Origin of the sequence: Sutcliffiella horikoshii (assembly GCF_020524325.1) — a bacterium.
Classification (GTDB): Bacteria; Bacillota; Bacilli; order Bacillales; family Bacillaceae_I; genus Sutcliffiella_A; species Sutcliffiella_A horikoshii_D.
The window spans coordinates 1-16,170 of the sequence record NZ_JAIVKY010000004.1 but is presented as its reverse complement, the minus strand read 5'-3'; the positions used below and the strand labels follow the sequence as shown (position 1 = coordinate 16,170).

Genomic DNA, 16,170 nt, shown 5'->3' with positions numbered 1-16,170 from the left:
GCTCTTTCTTAGTTACTGGTTTAGGATCTTCATTATCTTTCTCGGAATCTATGTCAGCTGGCTCAACCTCAACTTGATCCGTCTCGGATTCAGCTTTATTCTCTGTTACTGTTTCGCTAGCAACTTCTTGACTTACTTGTTCCGTTTGAGAAGGAGGACTACTTAAACCAAACCACAATACCGCAACAAATACCCCAGTTAGAAACAAAGCAGCTGGTTTCTTCGATTTTGCATTTAGCTTCCTATTAATAGACCACTCATACATGGCCCAAATAGCAATTCCAATACCAATAAACCCTATGAAGTTTTGCAATATTATACCTACAACACCAATAATCAATGCTAAAATTACTAGTCCTATTAGTAATCTCCCCATTTATCTCACCTCCAATTGATCAACAAAGATGAAGCCCTTTGTTTTCTTAAAGTTCATATTGTGAGGGAAATTGACTAATGAATCTGAACAATCAATTCTGTCTAAATCAAGTTTTTGTAGTGTTTCATTATCAACTAATATAGATATGACAGTACCTTCTACTAGCTGTCCTGTAGAAGAATCTTCTAACTCCCCTATTGCATTTATATACAATCTTTCCAAAGGTAATAAGGCGAATAGTTCTCTTGAAATTCTCAATATACAGCTTGAAACATAATCTTGGTATAGTTCATAAAACTTTGTTTTGGTCATTTTCTTACGGGACACTTTTCCTGTCTTAGTTAAAGATACTTCTTCAGAGGGAATAACTCTCTCAGAATGCACGTAAAGATTGATAACTGCTGTCTTCTTGTCATAAAAGTCAAACGAGAAATCACTTCCTAAATCTTTAATATCTTGAAAAGGTGCAAGGTCTTCAATGACTTTTGTATAACTTGAATAATCCCCTGACAAAACTCCATTTCCAAGCTCTTTCAATTCTTCCCACTTTTGATATAACTCTTCATCTGCTTCTTTTGAATGAATAATCTCTATTTCAAGGAGTTGCTTTTTGGCAGTTATTCTATTAAAAAACTTATCTCTAAACGTAGGCTTATATTTATCAACCATTAACCTTGCTTCTTTTTCTTGAGGTCCTATTTCGCCAAGTGTAAAGGGAGGGTTCTGAACGATGTTCTCCCAATTAAATGTCTCTGTACAGTCTTTATGTATTGAGATAAAGAAGTTCACTTTCTCTTCAAACATTTCCACTTCATTTCTTGCACGTTGCAAGTCTTGTATTTTAGTAAGCTCCTTTTCTCTCTCACGCTCTGTGGCTTTAAAGCTTTTGTACTCAGATGTAGATGAACTTCGAGTGGACCTTTTTGCAGCCCCTAATTTTTGATCATAATAAATTCCCGTATTGGGGATAGAAACCCTAGCTCTAGTCCCTCTAGGACCTACGCTGACTCTTGCTCCCTTTACCCCACCACTCAGTCCAATACCTTTTTTCCCAACATTTAACTTAACTCCACCGCCTAAATTAATGCTTTTTCTAAAGCCAAAGCCCACTGAGAACACCGCTTTCTAGAATTTTTTATCATATGGATAATTATAACATGATTGGATATCAAAAAAAATATATGTTAATATTAACCATGTTTAGAACACTTCTTATTAGCATCTGAGATTAGTTTGGACGCTATTCCATCAAGCTAGCTTTGTGAAGCTCTATCTTGCGACAAGTCTCTTTTGCATAATAAAATTTTTTGGCATCTTTACTACCGAATCTATTAATGACAACATCCAAGTTGAAACAATTCTTTAAGAAAAACCAAATAATGCTATAAGGCTTGTATTTACTAGGGTAATTTTCTAGCCTGTAGTTTAATATCTCCATATATTTTTCCGCAATCACCTCCCAGTAGCAGTTATTAACTTTAATCTTATATTCAAAGGCACTCATATTATGCTTGGCCGCTACAAACTCAACAACCGTCCACCATTTTTGATCACACAATCCATATTTCACCTTTAGTTCATCTAAATTTTCAAACCAAATGAAAGGGTTGTTAGACCATTTAGACTTATTAAGAGGTTCTATTAACGGAATTAAATTTTTTGATGAATTCCCACCAATTCCCTCTCTAACTGCCGCTTTCCCCCAATCTAACGGCACAAAATGATCTACAGTTACACCTTCTAATTCTCCCGTCAAAGCACAACGATATCCAAATTCTTCTAACACTTTCTTTCTATTCTCATTAGAAGCTTTTCCTCCTATTTTCATGTTAGCTTTTCTTTTCTCTGCACTTCTTTTCATGTTTTCACTGTTTACAAGTGCATAGCACTGTTTACATATATTTCTCCTTCCATTTTTAGAGCCTTTATGTCTGTAGAAATTGGATTCTAAATGCAATAACACCCCTCTTCTTTTGCATGTACTTTCGGCACAGCGCCTGTATAGTCCTCGTTTAATCACAGAAACCACTCCTCATTTATTAGTCATGTCAAAGTATCCATTGACATCCTGTTGAATATTATCATGAAGGTCACTATTATGTCAAAATATTCTGACAAATACTTAAATAAATAGAGTTATTTATTGTTAATTTGAAGCAAGAGCAGCTCCTACATATTATTTGTATGTGTATTAGATGTTTACATTTTGTTACAATTAAGATATTATCAAGTTAAGAAGAGCAATGAACTTTATTGCATAAGAAAAATAACCTAAAATCCTACACTTTGGTCGGGCAGGGATGGTTATTTTTCTTTTTAGATGGTGGACCTCAAACTCTTGAACTGCAAGTTTAAAAAAGCAAAGAGCCCTTGTTAACTCAATAGGAGTTAACAAGGGCTCTGTTGATTTAATGATTGCCCTCAAACCGCATTAAGCACATGGCTTTTTAATACGGGCTTTTCTTGCATTCTCACTACATGTTAAAACTTGCATATTACTCTTAAAGTAGTGACCTTTTTCATCAATTCTATCAATAACAGGTCTTAAGGGTCTTATCTCACCTTGTTCTAGAAACTCTTTTGTGAGGGTATACCATTTATACATGAATTTTTTTTCACTCTTAAGGGAATCTCTTAGCTTTCTGGCGCTCTTGAACGAGCATTTGACATTTTTGTATGTTCCTTCTGTCAACCTGCTTCTAGCAATAATATTGTTACAAGTTTTCGTTAATAAAATATGTCCTTCTCTAGTTACTTCTTTACTGAATTTTTCTTTATTCATATTATCAATCTCCCTTCAACTTCTGTTGAGGAGGAGAATAATGTTAGAAATTTTCGATTAGTGCTTGCTTATGTTATTAGAGTGTTTACAGTCAATTTATAGCAAAGACTAATCCAAAACTTCAATAGTTTACAATTAAGGGACTGTTCCTTGAATTGTTTATGTTTAGTTCTTCTCCTCATATTCTTTTTCTATTCTTTAATGATTATCATTGGATAACCTTCCGCAGGAACTTGTAGTTCTTTTTTTAGTTCCTTGTTTAGTCGTTGCTTCTTTAGCATATATTTCTCCAAAACTTCAGGTAGGACCCTCTTAAACATTCTTACAGAATATCCCTTTGGCCCAGAAGTTTGATCTAGAATAGATATGACTTCCTGTTCCATTGTCCACCCTTTCTCACTTATTTGACTTAATAGTATTTCTTCGATCTTAGATGCATTGTCATTACTGACAGATGACAATTTCTTCCCTTTATCTTGTGGAAATATCCTGTTTGCTTCTTTCTCTCCTAAGGCTCTGAATATCAATTCTCTACTAAAACCATTTACACTAAAGCTCATTTCCTTGTATTCTCTAGCTTTTCGTTCTGCAAAATGTATGGTATTTTCATTGTATTCTGGTATAGAGTAATAGGTGATTAGTTTTTGATGTTTTTTCTCCCTTGCATACTCCTGTGACTTTCTCAAAAGGTCCATTGGTATCTCTTCTTTTGGGATTTTCCTCAGTAAACCAAGATAGGTTAGTATGTTTATTTTCTGTCTTACTGTTTTCGCGTCTTTATCCAGTTGAGATGCTAGATGATTCATACTAATAAAGAACAGGGGATTTCCTGACCAGTCTGTGTTCTTTTCAGAAATGACTTTTTGTTTATTAAAGCAATGTAAGAATAACAATATCTCTGAATATCTACCTACAAACTTATCAAGTTCTTTCGGCAATTCTGAAGACAAGAATGTCTCTACATTTTTGTCTAGAATTGATATCCTTCGTTCTTTCCACTCGCTGCTGGTATGCTCAATCTTGTATATTGCCCTTAAAAAATTCAGTGAGTCTGAAATGCTCATGGAGGTAAGTCTCTCAATAACTTGAATTATATTGAAACTTACATTGCAACTAGCACTTAAACAATTGTAGATGTAATGACCATTTGTTTTATTAACTAGTATGCCTGCACTGGGATTATTGTCATCATGAAAGATACATCTAAAACTCTTACCATGTAGACCTAGTAGCTGCCTCATATCTTGTCTCTTCAGGTAATCATATACTTCAATATTATTAGAGACTTTGAGTGGTATAGGATTGACTATCCTTTGGAGAGCAGCAATATCTCTATCTTGAATTAATTGTATGTTGTTCTGAACAGGAGAGGTTTTGATACCCCTAATAGGTAGTAATATAGAATATTTCTTATTAGGGGTATCGAATTCCCTATCCTTGATTGTGGGCAGTGATTTAATAATGTCCTTTATGTTGTATCTTGTGTTATTGTCTTCATGTATCTTTGCTAAATACTTGTTAGTCGGGTCCTTGCACCAGTAAGTCTCTGGAACCCTTAAAAGTCTATTAGAGTTCTTAACTACTGGATCGGCATTGAAATGTTGAATCAGCTTTTCCTGACATTCCATAAATTCTTCCACAGTTGCACCCTCTTCTAGAAACCAATATGCATGTAACCCGTTTCTTGTTTCTATAACATATGTTGGTTCATACTCAAATTGGTGAAGCTTGATGGTACTTTCATACTTGAATTCTGTAGTGATGTCTTTAGAATAATAATTCCCATCCTGAGCTCTTCCACAATCTAAATCAATAAAGACAGCATTGATTTTATTAATATCATCTGCCTTGAAGCCGCCAGTATTCACTAAGAAATATATCTCATAGTTCTTTCCATTAAGTAAATGCAGTTGGCTTTGTACATCCTCATATTTACCTATTACGTCCTCAACTTCTCTTCTTCCATCCTCGAATCTCATGCAACGAAACTTCGTACCCTCATTTCTATGCAAATTTACGAAAAAATTTTGCACCGTTTTTTTCATTTAACCATCTCCTTTATCTCTATAAAATCACACCTTTTCCGTTTGTTATTGAGCCAATACAAAAAAGCTAGTAACTTCAAAACATATAGAAACCACTCTCCCACTCCGATACATTGGTTGTGAAGAGGTAGAAAGGTTCTATTAATGTTTTGAGCCACTAGCTAGAAATCAGCTTATTTTTTTTGTTGGCTTATGTTTTTACTTTTCAAGTGTATTACTATAAAAGAGATTTGGCAAATTTTTTTAGACATGTACAAAAATTATTTTCTTCACCCTTATATTTAGACACTTTTTGGATTGTTCCAAAATGTGTATAGGATTCGATATAGTTGTGAGGATTAGTTTATGAGATTAGTTGAATCCGAATTGATACATTTAAAAAGAAAACACCCATTATAAGGTGTTTTCTTTTTGATCTACTTCGCTAAGTAGGTTTTGGCTTTTAATGAGAAGTTCTGTTCAACGTTCCCTTTTTTTGTATAAAACTGAGCGTTTCCAGTAACTCTGTCATAATTAAATACTCTCACCAAATAGAAAGTGTCTTCATTTTCACGTGAGAACCTCACTTCTGATTCCTCAATGAAAAACGCTGTATTTATCCCACTCATAGTGGTCTTTACTTCAATGTATTTCTCTTCTCCACTCTCAGTAAAAGATTTAATATCATAGCCTAGTCCATCACCATCTGTAGCAGACACATGCTTTACTAAGTCGGCTAAATCTTGTCTACCTGCTTCTATTAGAGTCATTTTTTCATTTGCTAACACCAATAACTCCCCAGCATGCCCAATCTTAGTATTTTTCTTTTGTAGTTTAAGATAATCTCTTTTAGAAGGAATCTTTTTTCCTTTCGACGAATTATGTTCATCAACCATACCAATTTCACTCTTGGGTGGGGCTTGAACTTCTTCTAACAACTTTCCTACGTTAAAGTCGATATTTTCTTCTGTACCTTCTTCCAATTTCATTACCTCTACAGGTGACTGAATAGTATTTACTAAAAGACGATCGTAGAAACTTTTCTCTAAATATGCATAAAGAAGGGAATTAATACCACCGACATCTAAAATCTCTTGACCAGTCTTATGATGGTAAATGTTCTTCACTCCATCTATATCTATTTTCTTTAAATCTTTAAGTGCAAAGTAAACGTAGATTAATGAGTCATCGTCCCGTGTCTTTTCCAGCTTCCCTACGCGTGAATGATAATACTCTGGTACATATTTTTTCAGACTTGGGTTGATTAACGGTTCTTCCCTATCGAAGATTCCTATTAATTGTCCAACATATAACAAACTCTTTTGACGGTTATAGAAGAATACTAAAGTAGTCTCTCCTTTGTTAATTTGATTGTGTAAGGAAGATTGCTCTGATGCAGAGATACCCTTTAACTTAACGTTCTTCGAAAATTGCCCCCAAATTACTTTCTCTTTTTCAAGATAGACATTTAAATGCTCGTACATTGTAGAAGCAACCCTTTTAAAGTCTGGATTCTTTTCTTGGAACTTCAAAAATAAATGCTTTGTACTTGTTAATGAATTAGATTGTACTAACACTCCAATTACCTCCTATTTTCAAAACGTTTAAATTTACTACAAATAATTAACTAGTAGATAATGAAAAAAACCCTTTAACAATAAGGCTTAATACATTAATCTACTGCGTATAATTCATCTTAAGTTTATTATATATACAGACAATGTATTTTTCAACTACTAGTTTATTTTTATCAGTAAAAAATTTAAAAAAACCTTATTTAATATGGTTTTAAACTTAAATCTACTGATTAATTTTTAACTTAAGATTTATCACTTATTGAAGAAGAGGTATAAGACTTACATTAAAACCAATACCTACGTTACAGTTTATATTTAAAGAAAAATTGGAAATTATTATAAAAATAGGAGGAATGAGTAATATTTTGTCGAAATGAGTTGAGAAAGGAGTGAGTATATGAATCATAGCAATTTAAAACTATCTCTTCCACCTGAGCTTGCACAGGAAATGGAAGTCCAAGCAACTGTAGTTAGCCCCACACACCCAGATGTAGGTGTATTGGTCCTGTCTAAAGGAATGAACCATTTCTCTAATGAAATAACAATTAGAATTTACCGCCTTCAAAGAGATTCGACAAATGGTAGGTATTCTATCGTAATAGAATTAGAGGCATTTATGTTTAAATCATACCGAAAAGCTAAAGAGTTTATTAACCACCTACCCAATATGACAGCGACAGAAATGCTTTTATTATTAAATCCCGTTTCAAACTCACCACAGTTACAATGAGTGAGTTAACAAACAAAAACCTTCGTGTATGGTCTTAAGAGGTTCCATTTCGGAAGGGAAAACCTGAAATAACAGGGTATTTAGCACCCAAAATGGCATAATAAGTGACACGCCAAGTAGCACCGCTTATAGCGGTGTTTTTTACATAACAAAACTCAGTTCATTGATGAACTGAGTTTATAAGTTCTTACGCAATCTCCCTAGATAAATGACCAACAAGGTTAGCGGTTTTAGATGTTTACTCACCTACCATGCCGTCACCATCACGATCATCCATATATTGATACAGCCAATGGTCACTAGTTATTGGCATACTAAAACCTGCTGCCTTAGCTTCTTTAATAGTCACCTGTCCATTACCGTTAGTGTCGACACTAGAAATATCACCGCTTGTGTTTGGACTAGTTGGAGCGGCAGGTTCACTATCTGTTAAATCAAGTGATGCGTTTACTTCATCAGGGTTTACATTATCAAACGTATCAACGATTACGTTACCCTTTAAAGTATAGGTATACTGGTAACTTGAAGGAATCTGTGTTTCTGTATTCGGATAGGTGATAATGGCTTCAAAATTAGTTGCTCCACCTGCACTAAGAATCACTTTTTCCATATAAGCTTGATCACCATGTCGGTTAAGCGTACTTTCTTGTGGGGTAATATTATAAGCATTTGCTACCCCTCCGAGAGAATCAGCAATGACATGTCCTTCATCTAATACATCACTTTCAACACCAGCAACCTTCGCTTCATCAGAATAGTATCTGCCAGATGATAATACAGGTTCGTTGTGGTCGTCTTGTAGAATGATTTCGGCAGCAATGACACGTACTAGCTGTCCGTATTCATTCGTAAATGCCCAATACTCTCTATCCCCATAACCGATGTCTACAACGACGTTTGCTTCACGATGACCAGATAAATCACCACCGTCAACTTCAATGAGATTGTAACCTGAGAACAGTTGGCTATCTGGTTTGTTTTTCGTTTCCTCTTCTTCTGGTTCATCTACAGTCGAGGTGACTGTTTCTTCCTCTGCTGCCTCATTAACTACCGCGTTGACGGCTTCTTCCTTTACGCTATTTTTATTTGTAGTAACTGTGGTTTCCTCTTGTGGGACTCTTTCTCCGTTAGTAATGGGCATATCTTCTACATTTGTGCAACCGACCATAAAGATGGTGGTTATAAGTAAGATAAGATAGTTCATTTTATTGTTCATTTTAGGACTCTCCTATAATAGTTTTCTATTGTTCTTGACTTAATATTAACACCAAATTGCTTAACATTGATTAAAATTTTACATTGTTTGTTAAATAAACTATCAGTGCATTAAAAAAGAAAAACAATTAAAGAAGGTCTAATCCATATGCGAATTAGCCTGCTATTTGTAATTTTCTCTCCCTAAACAGAACCATTAGTATTGTCTTGGAAGTTTTTTGTTTTGTTTAAAAACAACGCAGATTGTTAATAAAATATTGATTCAATTCAGATAGAAATTAGGATCGTTCGAAGAGTATATAACAGGGTGTGGCTGAGGATGTATTTAAGCCATTTGCTATAGTCCAAGCGCCACCTTAACTGTAAAATACCCCCCATAGGACTGAATCGTTTACCTACATAAAAAGAAGGTGCCTTTCAAATTAAAGGCACCTTGAAGTGTATATGCTGGTCACATCAACGTATTTTATTGTTCTTTCGGTCACAATATTGGTCACAATTAATTCAATTTCCTTGTGACCAATGGATTATCTGTTATCGATTTTTTCTGGGTATAGGTCATGGTTCATAAGGCGGTATTGTGCCATTTCTTCGTACTTTGTTCCCGGTTTTCCGTAATTAGTATAAGGATCAATGGAGATTCCACCGCGTGGGGTGAATTTACCCCATACTTCGATATAACGTGGGTCCATCAGTTCAATCAAATCGTTCATAATGATGTTCATGCAGTCCTCGTGGAAATCTCCATGATTACGGAAGCTGAATAGGTACAACTTCAATGATTTGCTCTCTACCATCAATTCACCAGGGATATAGCTGATGTAAATAGTGGCAAAATCCGGCTGGTTCGTTTTAGGACATAAACTTGTAAACTCCGGACAGTTGAACTTTACAAAATAATCTCTGTTTGGGTGTTTGTTTTCAAAGGTTTCCAATACATCTGGGGAATAATTGAACAAATAACTTGTCCCTTGATTCCCGAGTAATGTTACACCTTCCAATTCTGCATCTTTTCTTCCTGACATATTCACTCTCTCCTTTATTAAACGCCGCGCTTATTTCCCCATACTAGTGTGTGCAGTTGCGGCAACACGCGGACATTATTCATTTCATCATCTTTCATTACTTGATCAATCAACCACTCATACTTAGCCAACAATTTGCTGATTAACATTTGATCATCTTCTGTGGTTGTATCATCATTTCCTACTTGTACATAAAAAGCTACATCTGGATATAGCTTATGGACCTTTTTCGCATAAGCCAAATCGTCTTCATCAAATACCACTACTTTTAGAGAAACACTACTTTTATTTACTTTTTTTAGTAGATCACTAAGTATAGTAAAATTGGTATCCATGCCGGAGCTCGGTGGTTTTGGGGATATAGTCAAGTCATCTATTTCAGTGAGCCAATCCTGCCACTTGCTTCCTTGTGTTTCAAGTGCTACCTTAATTTCGTTCTCATGAAGGAGCTTTACAAGTTCCCCGATATTTTTTAAAAGAGCTGGGTTACCTCCTGAGATTGTCACGTGATTAAAGGCTTTCCCACCTTTTTCAAACATCTCGTTATAAATCTCTTCCGAAGACATCATCACGATGTCATCTTTTGCGCTTCCATCCCATGTGAAGGCTGAATCGCACCATGAACAGCGGTAATCACAACCTGCCGTTCGGACGAACATCGTTTTCTGGCCAATGACCATCCCTTCCCCTTGGATGGTAGGACCGAATATTTCTAGAACTGGAATTAGACTGGTCATTTCTTTTTCCCCTTCTTAGGACGGTAAATACAATAACTTGTCGGCGTTTCCCTTACATACACTTGAAGACAGGTAGGTTTGGAAGGAAGAGCTTCTAGATGCTTCTCTATCGTTTCCCACATCGTTCTTGCAACCACTTCTGTTGTGGGGAAAAAATTTGGATCCTGGTCATTGAAGACATCTTTATGGTCATTTAAAACGGTATGGTCAAATTTATCATGTAAAAGTTTTTTTAACACTTGAAAATTCACAAGAAAACCTGCATCATCCAAGTCGTCCCCTGCCACTGTCACATTGACAAAATAGGTATGTCCATGTAGTTGTTTACATTTCCCTGCTGCATCTGTTGGTACATAATGTGCTGCTGCTATTTGCATATCCTTATTCAATTCATAGGAGTAATCATGTTGTACTTGCGGATAAATTTGTTGCATCATGAGGACACAACCCCATTATCTTTTTTGACAAGGTAGTCATCCAATCCACGTTTTCTCAGTTTACATGCAGGACACTCGCCGCATCCATCCGCAATAACCCCATTATAGCAAGTCAAAGTCTTTGTCCTTACAAAATCTAGTGAATCAAGGTCATCTGCAAGCTTCCATGTTTCTTCCTTATTCAACCACATTAACGGAGTGTGAATGACAAACGGATAATCCATAGAAAGATTTAACGTCACATTCATTGATTTGATAAAAACATCTCGACAATCAGGGTATCCGCTGAAGTCTGTTTCACAAACGCCTGTCACAATATGTCTCGCACCAATCTGCTTTGCTGCTACAGCTGCAAAGGAAAGGAATAGAAGATTTCGGCCATCTACAAAGGTGCTTGGCAATTCCCCTTCTTTTTCTTCTATTTCAATATCATCTCTAGTAAGGGCATTTGGTGTTAATTGTCCTAAAAGGGACATATCAAGAATGCGGTGTTTTACTCCAAGTTCTTTTGCTATATTTTTCGCACATTCAATTTCTAGTTCATGTCGCTGTCCATAATGGAACGTGACAGCTTCCACTTCATCGAATTCTTGCATTGCCCAAATCAGGCAAGTAGTGCTGTCCTGACCGCCACTGAACACGACCATCGCTTTTTCCTGTTGCTTCATCGTGTCTTCACTCCTTTAATCATCTCAATCTATAGTCATACAAAAAACGCTAACCAAAAATAATGGAGGCTAGCGCATAACATCAGAAAAAATAAAAAAACTATATCCTAAGGAATATAGTTTATCTGTCCTTAGTTTTTTATAGAGGGTATTTGCTAGAACCTCTCCTGACGCCCAAAACGGCGTAAGACTTTATTCAATTTAACTTTGTTACTATAACATATTTAGATAAAATATTCTACTCTTTCTTAATGGATGATACTCGAATCAATCTTAGTTTTTTTAAAAAAAGGAGTGTTTGGATGGCACGGTCTGTAAATATGTTACGCTTGCGGACAAGTTTTTGGTTTCTACCCTCATTTTATGGAGCTTTGGCATTTCTTTTAGCAATAGGGACGCTTTTTTTAGATCGTTATTTAATGTCTGGGAAGATCGAGAAATTGATACCCTCAACCTTTTTATCTAACATTGATCTTGCACAAACTATTTTAAGCTCGATTGCCTCTTCTCTTTTAACAATGACGACGATTACATTTTCAACCATACTTGTTGTGTTGACGACTTATCTATCGCAGTTTTCACCAAGAGCCTTGCAGAACTTCATAACTGACCATTCTACTCAAAGAGTCCTTGGAATTTTTACTGCAGGTTTTATCTATTCCATCATCCTCCTATTATTTCTTAAAGAGACCAAAGAGGAACAGCTTTTTTTAGTTCCTTCCTTTGCAGTAGCTATAGCTATTCTTTGTCTAATTGTATTCGTTTTTTTCATTCAACATGTCACAACTTGGATTCAAGTTAGCAATTTATTACACAACATAACTGTGGAAACTTTACAATGCATGGAAGAGTTATTTAATGATAGTGATAAATCCCCCCATGATGCTCCTTGGGATGATTGGGAGAGCAAAGAAATCACCACAAAAGAACCCATTATAATCATGCCTAATAAACCCGGCTATGTACAGTATATTGATATAGATTCACTAGTCAAAGTTGCTTATGAATCTGATTGCATCGTTCGTGTGGAAAGACAACAAGGAGATTATATTAATGAGCATACACCCATGCTTTCCCTATGGGGTTCAGGGGAGAAAATTCAAAAGGATACATTTCGATCTTTGATTACCGTTTCCATTGCAAGAGCTCCTCTTGAAGATGTAGAGTTTGGAATTAGGAAAGTAACCGAAATTGCAGTTAGAGCTCTTTCACCAGGGATAAATGATCCAAGTACAGCAGTTCATTGCATTGAGCAATTAGGCACCCTATTATCAAAGCTTACATCTATGAAGGGCATTAAGCCTTATTTCAATGATATGCATAGGAATCTGAGGGTCATTGTAAAAACACCTGATTTTTTTAATTATTTAGATATTGCATTTTCACCCATTATCCGTTATGGAAAAATAGATTTTGATGTAATAAGTTCTGTACTTGATGTTCTGAAATTGATTTCGGATCACTCACCCACTTATCGAAAAGAAGCCATTTGGAAGTACACATTACATACCATTGAATCGATAAGGGAAGAAAAGTATTTTGAACTGGAAAGAGAGAGATTAAATACGAATATTCAGGATCTCTGTTTTTCACTAGGACACGGGAAAGACATAGAAAGAATGAAGTTGAAATGAAAATCTAAAAAAGGCCCCTTCAGAGTAAGGGACCTTTTTTGAACTTCACTATTTACCTATCCAACACTCCTACACCCAACACCATGTTATTCCACAGAATATCCTCAATTCTCTCCTGTCTATCTTTCGGACATTGAATCATAATGATCATATCTGCATCTGACCCGTGTTTTCTCAAAGCTTTTTCACTCTTTTTAGTAAAATAATAATCAACCAAAAAACCAAAAATACCACCGAATACTAGTCCAAAAAGTCCCCATAATATGGGACCGAGATAGAATTTATAGCCGTAAATAACTCCAAAAAGCATAAAGATAATTCCAAAGATAGCAGCAAGATCGATTAGACTTCTTCCATCCGAACGATGCATCGAGTCAATGGCTTTCGCTTGGAATTTAATCTTATCTAGCGGGACAACTAAGATTTGTTCTTTCGTCAGTCCCAGCTCTTCTAATTCACGTAATGTAAGTTCCATTTCCATGTTGTATTTGAATGTCGCGAAAATGTACATTACTTTCCAGCTCTTTTCTATATCGGCATTTTAAACTGAATATCCTGGTAATTCTCTTTTAACTCTCTTGCTAGGTACTTATCAATAAATTTATTAAGTTCCACCGCACTCACATATGAATCATATGCAGCAAAACAGTAAATTGATGGAATGAATAAAAACCATTGAGGTACTAATATATCAGTAGCCCCTTGGAAATTTCCCACGAGCGTCATATGAATGGCTGGAAAGACGTTTGCTTGATAGGTAATGATCAACCACCATGTTAAAACAAAAATGACAGATAAAATCCTTGTTACATACAGATTTCCCAACCCAGGTGTTAAAAGAGACCATATAACCGCAAGCATCGGATTTTTTTTATCAAGAACGTTAATTTCAATAGATGAAGTATTCTTTATCATTAGAGGAAATCCTTCATGATAAGCTAAGGTATAATGTTTATTCATTTCAATGGTAAGGCGATAACTGTCCCAAATGGAAAACACATACATACACACATACAAAATAATCCAATGTTGATCAAGGACCGCAACTCCCTCTTCAAACCTCCCAGTCAAAGAGAGGTAAATAGCTTCATTTAAATGAGCCAATGTATTAATAACGACTTCCCATGTAATTAAAATGAAGGCTGTTAGGTACTTTGATAACATAAAATGTCCAAACCCGGGAAATGCCGCCCCCCACCAGGCCACAACAAAAGGCTTACGATAATGCAAAAGACTTGTAGTATAAGGACTTAAGATGGCAACATATCTCTTTTTTTCATGCTGAATACCCATACTTTAAGCCTCATTTCTGTAATATCTTACAATAGTATGCTTTTACATCCCCTCCAATATACACATTAGCTCATGAAACAAGAGAGGTCATCCCTTTAGAAAGGAATGACCCGTATCTGTAAATTACTTATTTTTTCCCGCTTCATCTGCTAATTGTTCAAAACTCTTCACTTTACCGTGCTCATTTTGCGATTGCTTTCTAACTTTTCTTTGTCTTTCCTGCTGACTTTTGGATTGTGTCATTTTTCCATCTCCTAACATAAATAATAAGTGTTTTTCCTCCATAGTATGTTCGTTTATTTGAAGTAGCTTTCCTGTTAAAATAAGGTCAACCCCACAACTAGGAGAAAATTATATGAAAAAGATTTATTTGTTTTTCGCATTAGCAAACATACTACTTGCTGTCAGCTTTTCACTAACTGATTATTTTTGGTTTTTCTTTCCCATTTCCTTATTCATTCTTATTTTAGTTAGCTTGAATGACAAGAAACCTATTCGTCTTAATGCACAACGCCTTTTTACTTTTCATGACATTTCGTACGGAATCTTAACAGGTACGATCTTGTACGGAATATTTTTCATTGCTTATTTATTACTAAAAGTAATTCCCTTACCGCTTATTACTTTTGTGGGAGAACTATATCTGATTGTAGGCCCAAATAGTTGGTGGCATTACTTCGTGTTGGTTCTAATCATTATTCCAGGAGAGGAAATTTTCTGGAGAAGATATATTCAATCCAAGCTAGTAGAGAAATATGGCATGTTAATAGGGGTTATGGCAGGGGGATGTTTGTATGCATTAGCTCACATGTGGACAGGCAATCCAATGTTGGTAGCCGCAGCAGCAACGGCAGGTGTTGTTTGGGGCGCCTTATATGTATGGAAGAATTCCCTTACTCTTGTCATCATCTCTCACCTTGTATTTGATTTATGGCTACTTGTGATTATCCCTTTAAACTTTTGATATCCCTTTTGGAAATAATAAGGTAAAATAATTACTTATTCTTTATTTTTTGGAGGGGAAATCTCATGGATGCTTTATATTTATTTGTTATTGCCGCTGTGATTGCAAGCTTTGGCATCTCGATTGTAATACGCTCCAGTATGGAGAAACTTGTGTTGGAGCAAGAAACCTTTGGACAGATTCAATCTAGATTCTTCATTTATGTAGCAGTCATTGAAGCACTACCCATCATCCTTATTGTCTTCGGCTTTATGTCTCTGATGGATTCCACAGTTAACTTAATCATTCCAATTACCATTGTGGCAGTGAGTGTGTTAGTCAACTTTATTCTGAACTTAATGAAAAAGAATGAACTTGTGAACGGTGCACCAGAACTGCAAGAAAAACTGATGACATTCTTCCTAATCGGCAACGTCCTAATGACCGCCATCCCATTCGTAGCAATCGTAGCAACATTCGTACGATAAGAGTTTTTGAGGAAGAGAACGGGTTAGTAAGATATTTGTGAAGATACCTAACCACCCTGTTGATTGGAGCAAATGGCGAAGACTCCTGCGGGGGGTAACGGTAGCTTGAGACCCCACAGGCGAAGCCGAGTTATCATGAACGAAACTAGCTCCTTACTCGTAAAATCGTAGGTTAATTTGGTTAGAATGTTTACTGAAAAAAACAAACCAAATCAGAGCTACATTACGGAAGGAGCTAGTT

General features: G+C 35.7%; 18 protein-coding genes and 1 riboswitch. Of the genes, 4 read left to right on the top strand and 14 right to left on the bottom strand.

Annotated elements, in window-relative coordinates; genetic code table 11:
* The 6 genes from LC091_RS04820 to LC091_RS20485 form a co-directional block, all read right to left on the bottom strand.
* The coding region (locus tag LC091_RS04820; RefSeq protein ID WP_226680719.1) for a hypothetical protein at window positions 1-376 on the bottom strand (376 nt) is incomplete at its 3' end.
* Window positions 377-1,486: a DUF4236 domain-containing protein gene (locus tag LC091_RS04815; protein WP_226680717.1), complete on the bottom strand. Its 1,110-nt coding sequence runs from the start codon at window positions 1,484-1,486 to the stop codon at window positions 377-379.
* 130 nt (window positions 1,487-1,616) lie between these two features.
* On the bottom strand, window positions 1,617-2,339 hold the full coding sequence (locus LC091_RS04810) for a hypothetical protein (RefSeq protein WP_226680715.1): 723 nt from the start codon (window positions 2,337-2,339) through the stop codon (window positions 1,617-1,619).
* Between the two features lie 468 nt (window positions 2,340-2,807).
* On the bottom strand, window positions 2,808-3,158 hold the full coding sequence (locus LC091_RS04805) for a hypothetical protein (RefSeq protein WP_226680713.1): 351 nt from the start codon (window positions 3,156-3,158) through the stop codon (window positions 2,808-2,810).
* Between the two features lie 191 nt (window positions 3,159-3,349).
* The gene (locus tag LC091_RS04800) at window positions 3,350-5,203 is read right to left on the bottom strand and encodes a hypothetical protein (RefSeq protein WP_226680711.1); all 1,854 of its coding nucleotides are present in this window, start codon (window positions 5,201-5,203) and stop codon (window positions 3,350-3,352) included.
* Between the two features lie 416 nt (window positions 5,204-5,619).
* Window positions 5,620-6,759 carry a DUF3883 domain-containing protein gene (locus LC091_RS20485; protein ID WP_226680709.1) on the bottom strand — a complete coding sequence of 380 codons (1,140 nt, stop codon included), beginning with the start codon at window positions 6,757-6,759 and terminating at the stop codon, window positions 5,620-5,622.
* A 397-nt stretch (window positions 6,760-7,156) separates the two neighbouring features.
* Here LC091_RS20485 and LC091_RS04790 point away from each other — a divergent pair, with 397 nt between their 5' ends.
* Entirely contained in the window at window positions 7,157-7,489 is a 333-nt protein-coding gene (locus LC091_RS04790) for a hypothetical protein (protein ID WP_226680707.1), read from the top strand.
* A gap of 238 nt (window positions 7,490-7,727) precedes the next feature.
* On the opposite strand, the gene LC091_RS04785 is transcribed toward LC091_RS04790, so the two are convergent.
* The 5 genes from LC091_RS04785 to queC all read right to left on the bottom strand — a co-directional run bounded on the left by LC091_RS04785 (window position 7,728) and on the right by queC (window position 11,571).
* Window positions 7,728-8,705, bottom strand: coding sequence for a DNA/RNA non-specific endonuclease (locus LC091_RS04785; RefSeq protein ID WP_226680705.1), 978 nt, complete (start codon window positions 8,703-8,705; stop codon window positions 7,728-7,730).
* A gap of 526 nt (window positions 8,706-9,231) precedes the next feature.
* A complete protein-coding gene (queF, locus tag LC091_RS04780) occupies window positions 9,232-9,729 on the bottom strand; it encodes a preQ(1) synthase (RefSeq protein ID WP_226680703.1) in 498 nt (165 codons plus the stop codon).
* A 17-nt stretch (window positions 9,730-9,746) separates the two neighbouring features.
* Window positions 9,747-10,466 (bottom strand): 7-carboxy-7-deazaguanine synthase QueE, encoded by a 720-nt coding sequence (queE, locus tag LC091_RS04775; RefSeq protein WP_226680701.1) that lies wholly within the window; start codon window positions 10,464-10,466, stop codon window positions 9,747-9,749.
* A complete protein-coding gene (gene queD, locus LC091_RS04770; RefSeq protein WP_226680699.1) occupies window positions 10,463-10,903 on the bottom strand; it encodes a 6-carboxytetrahydropterin synthase QueD in 441 nt (146 codons plus the stop codon). Before queD ends, queE begins: the two co-directional genes overlap by 4 nt.
* Entirely contained in the window at window positions 10,900-11,571 is a 672-nt protein-coding gene (gene queC / locus LC091_RS04765) for a 7-cyano-7-deazaguanine synthase QueC (protein WP_226680697.1), read from the bottom strand. Before queC ends, queD begins: the two co-directional genes overlap by 4 nt.
* 125 nt (window positions 11,572-11,696) lie before the next feature.
* Window positions 11,697-11,742: riboswitch (PreQ1 riboswitch) on the bottom strand.
* 80 nt (window positions 11,743-11,822) lie between these two features.
* Here queC and LC091_RS04760 point away from each other — a divergent pair.
* Complete coding sequence (locus LC091_RS04760; protein ID WP_319003639.1) at window positions 11,823-13,205, top strand: DUF2254 domain-containing protein; 1,383 nt, start codon at window positions 11,823-11,825, stop codon at window positions 13,203-13,205.
* A 52-nt stretch (window positions 13,206-13,257) separates the two neighbouring features.
* Here LC091_RS04760 and LC091_RS04755 read toward each other — a convergent pair whose 3' ends face one another.
* The 3 genes from LC091_RS04755 to LC091_RS04745 all read right to left on the bottom strand — a co-directional run bounded on the left by LC091_RS04755 (window position 13,258) and on the right by LC091_RS04745 (window position 14,741).
* Window positions 13,258-13,686: a TM2 domain-containing protein gene (locus LC091_RS04755; protein WP_226680695.1), complete on the bottom strand. Its 429-nt coding sequence runs from the start codon at window positions 13,684-13,686 to the stop codon at window positions 13,258-13,260.
* A 47-nt stretch (window positions 13,687-13,733) separates the two neighbouring features.
* The gene (locus LC091_RS04750; RefSeq protein ID WP_226680693.1) at window positions 13,734-14,498 is read right to left on the bottom strand and encodes a hypothetical protein; all 765 of its coding nucleotides are present in this window, start codon (window positions 14,496-14,498) and stop codon (window positions 13,734-13,736) included.
* Window positions 14,499-14,621: 123 nt separating this feature from the next.
* Window positions 14,622-14,741: a DUF6254 family protein gene (locus LC091_RS04745; protein ID WP_010193219.1), complete on the bottom strand. Its 120-nt coding sequence runs from the start codon at window positions 14,739-14,741 to the stop codon at window positions 14,622-14,624.
* A gap of 112 nt (window positions 14,742-14,853) precedes the next feature.
* Here LC091_RS04745 and LC091_RS04740 point away from each other — a divergent pair, with 112 nt between their 5' ends.
* Window positions 14,854-15,462, top strand: a complete 609-nt coding sequence (locus LC091_RS04740; RefSeq protein ID WP_226680691.1) for a CPBP family intramembrane glutamic endopeptidase — start codon at window positions 14,854-14,856, stop codon at window positions 15,460-15,462.
* Between the two features lie 65 nt (window positions 15,463-15,527).
* Window positions 15,528-15,929, top strand: a complete 402-nt coding sequence (locus tag LC091_RS04735) for a hypothetical protein (protein ID WP_226680689.1) — start codon at window positions 15,528-15,530, stop codon at window positions 15,927-15,929.
* Window positions 15,930-16,170 lie beyond the last annotated feature (241 nt).

What these genes read in the sequence shown, in the direction of transcription:
- LC091_RS04805 (WP_226680713.1), bottom strand. Translation starts at nt 3,158, where the DNA reads ATGAATAAAGAAAAATTCAGTAAAGAAGTAACTAGAGAAGGACATATT.
- LC091_RS04800 (WP_226680711.1), bottom strand. Translation starts at nt 5,203, where the DNA reads ATGAAAAAAACGGTGCAAAATTTTTTCGTAAATTTGCATAGAAATGAG.
- LC091_RS04790 (WP_226680707.1), top strand. Translation starts at nt 7,157, where the DNA reads ATGAATCATAGCAATTTAAAACTATCTCTTCCACCTGAGCTTGCACAG.
- LC091_RS04785 (WP_226680705.1), bottom strand. Translation starts at nt 8,705, where the DNA reads ATGAACAATAAAATGAACTATCTTATCTTACTTATAACCACCATCTTT.
- queF (WP_226680703.1), bottom strand. Translation starts at nt 9,729, where the DNA reads ATGTCAGGAAGAAAAGATGCAGAATTGGAAGGTGTAACATTACTCGGG.
- queE (WP_226680701.1), bottom strand. Translation starts at nt 10,466, where the DNA reads ATGACCAGTCTAATTCCAGTTCTAGAAATATTCGGTCCTACCATCCAA.
- queD (WP_226680699.1), bottom strand. Translation starts at nt 10,903, where the DNA reads ATGATGCAACAAATTTATCCGCAAGTACAACATGATTACTCCTATGAA.
- queC (WP_226680697.1), bottom strand. Translation starts at nt 11,571, where the DNA reads ATGAAGCAACAGGAAAAAGCGATGGTCGTGTTCAGTGGCGGTCAGGAC.
- LC091_RS04760 (WP_319003639.1), top strand. Translation starts at nt 11,823, where the DNA reads ATGGATGATACTCGAATCAATCTTAGTTTTTTTAAAAAAAGGAGTGTT.
- LC091_RS04755 (WP_226680695.1), bottom strand. Translation starts at nt 13,686, where the DNA reads ATGGAAATGGAACTTACATTACGTGAATTAGAAGAGCTGGGACTGACG.
- LC091_RS04750 (WP_226680693.1), bottom strand. Translation starts at nt 14,498, where the DNA reads ATGGGTATTCAGCATGAAAAAAAGAGATATGTTGCCATCTTAAGTCCT.
- LC091_RS04745 (WP_010193219.1), bottom strand. Translation starts at nt 14,741, where the DNA reads ATGACACAATCCAAAAGTCAGCAGGAAAGACAAAGAAAAGTTAGAAAG.
- LC091_RS04740 (WP_226680691.1), top strand. Translation starts at nt 14,854, where the DNA reads ATGAAAAAGATTTATTTGTTTTTCGCATTAGCAAACATACTACTTGCT.
- LC091_RS04735 (WP_226680689.1), top strand. Translation starts at nt 15,528, where the DNA reads ATGGATGCTTTATATTTATTTGTTATTGCCGCTGTGATTGCAAGCTTT.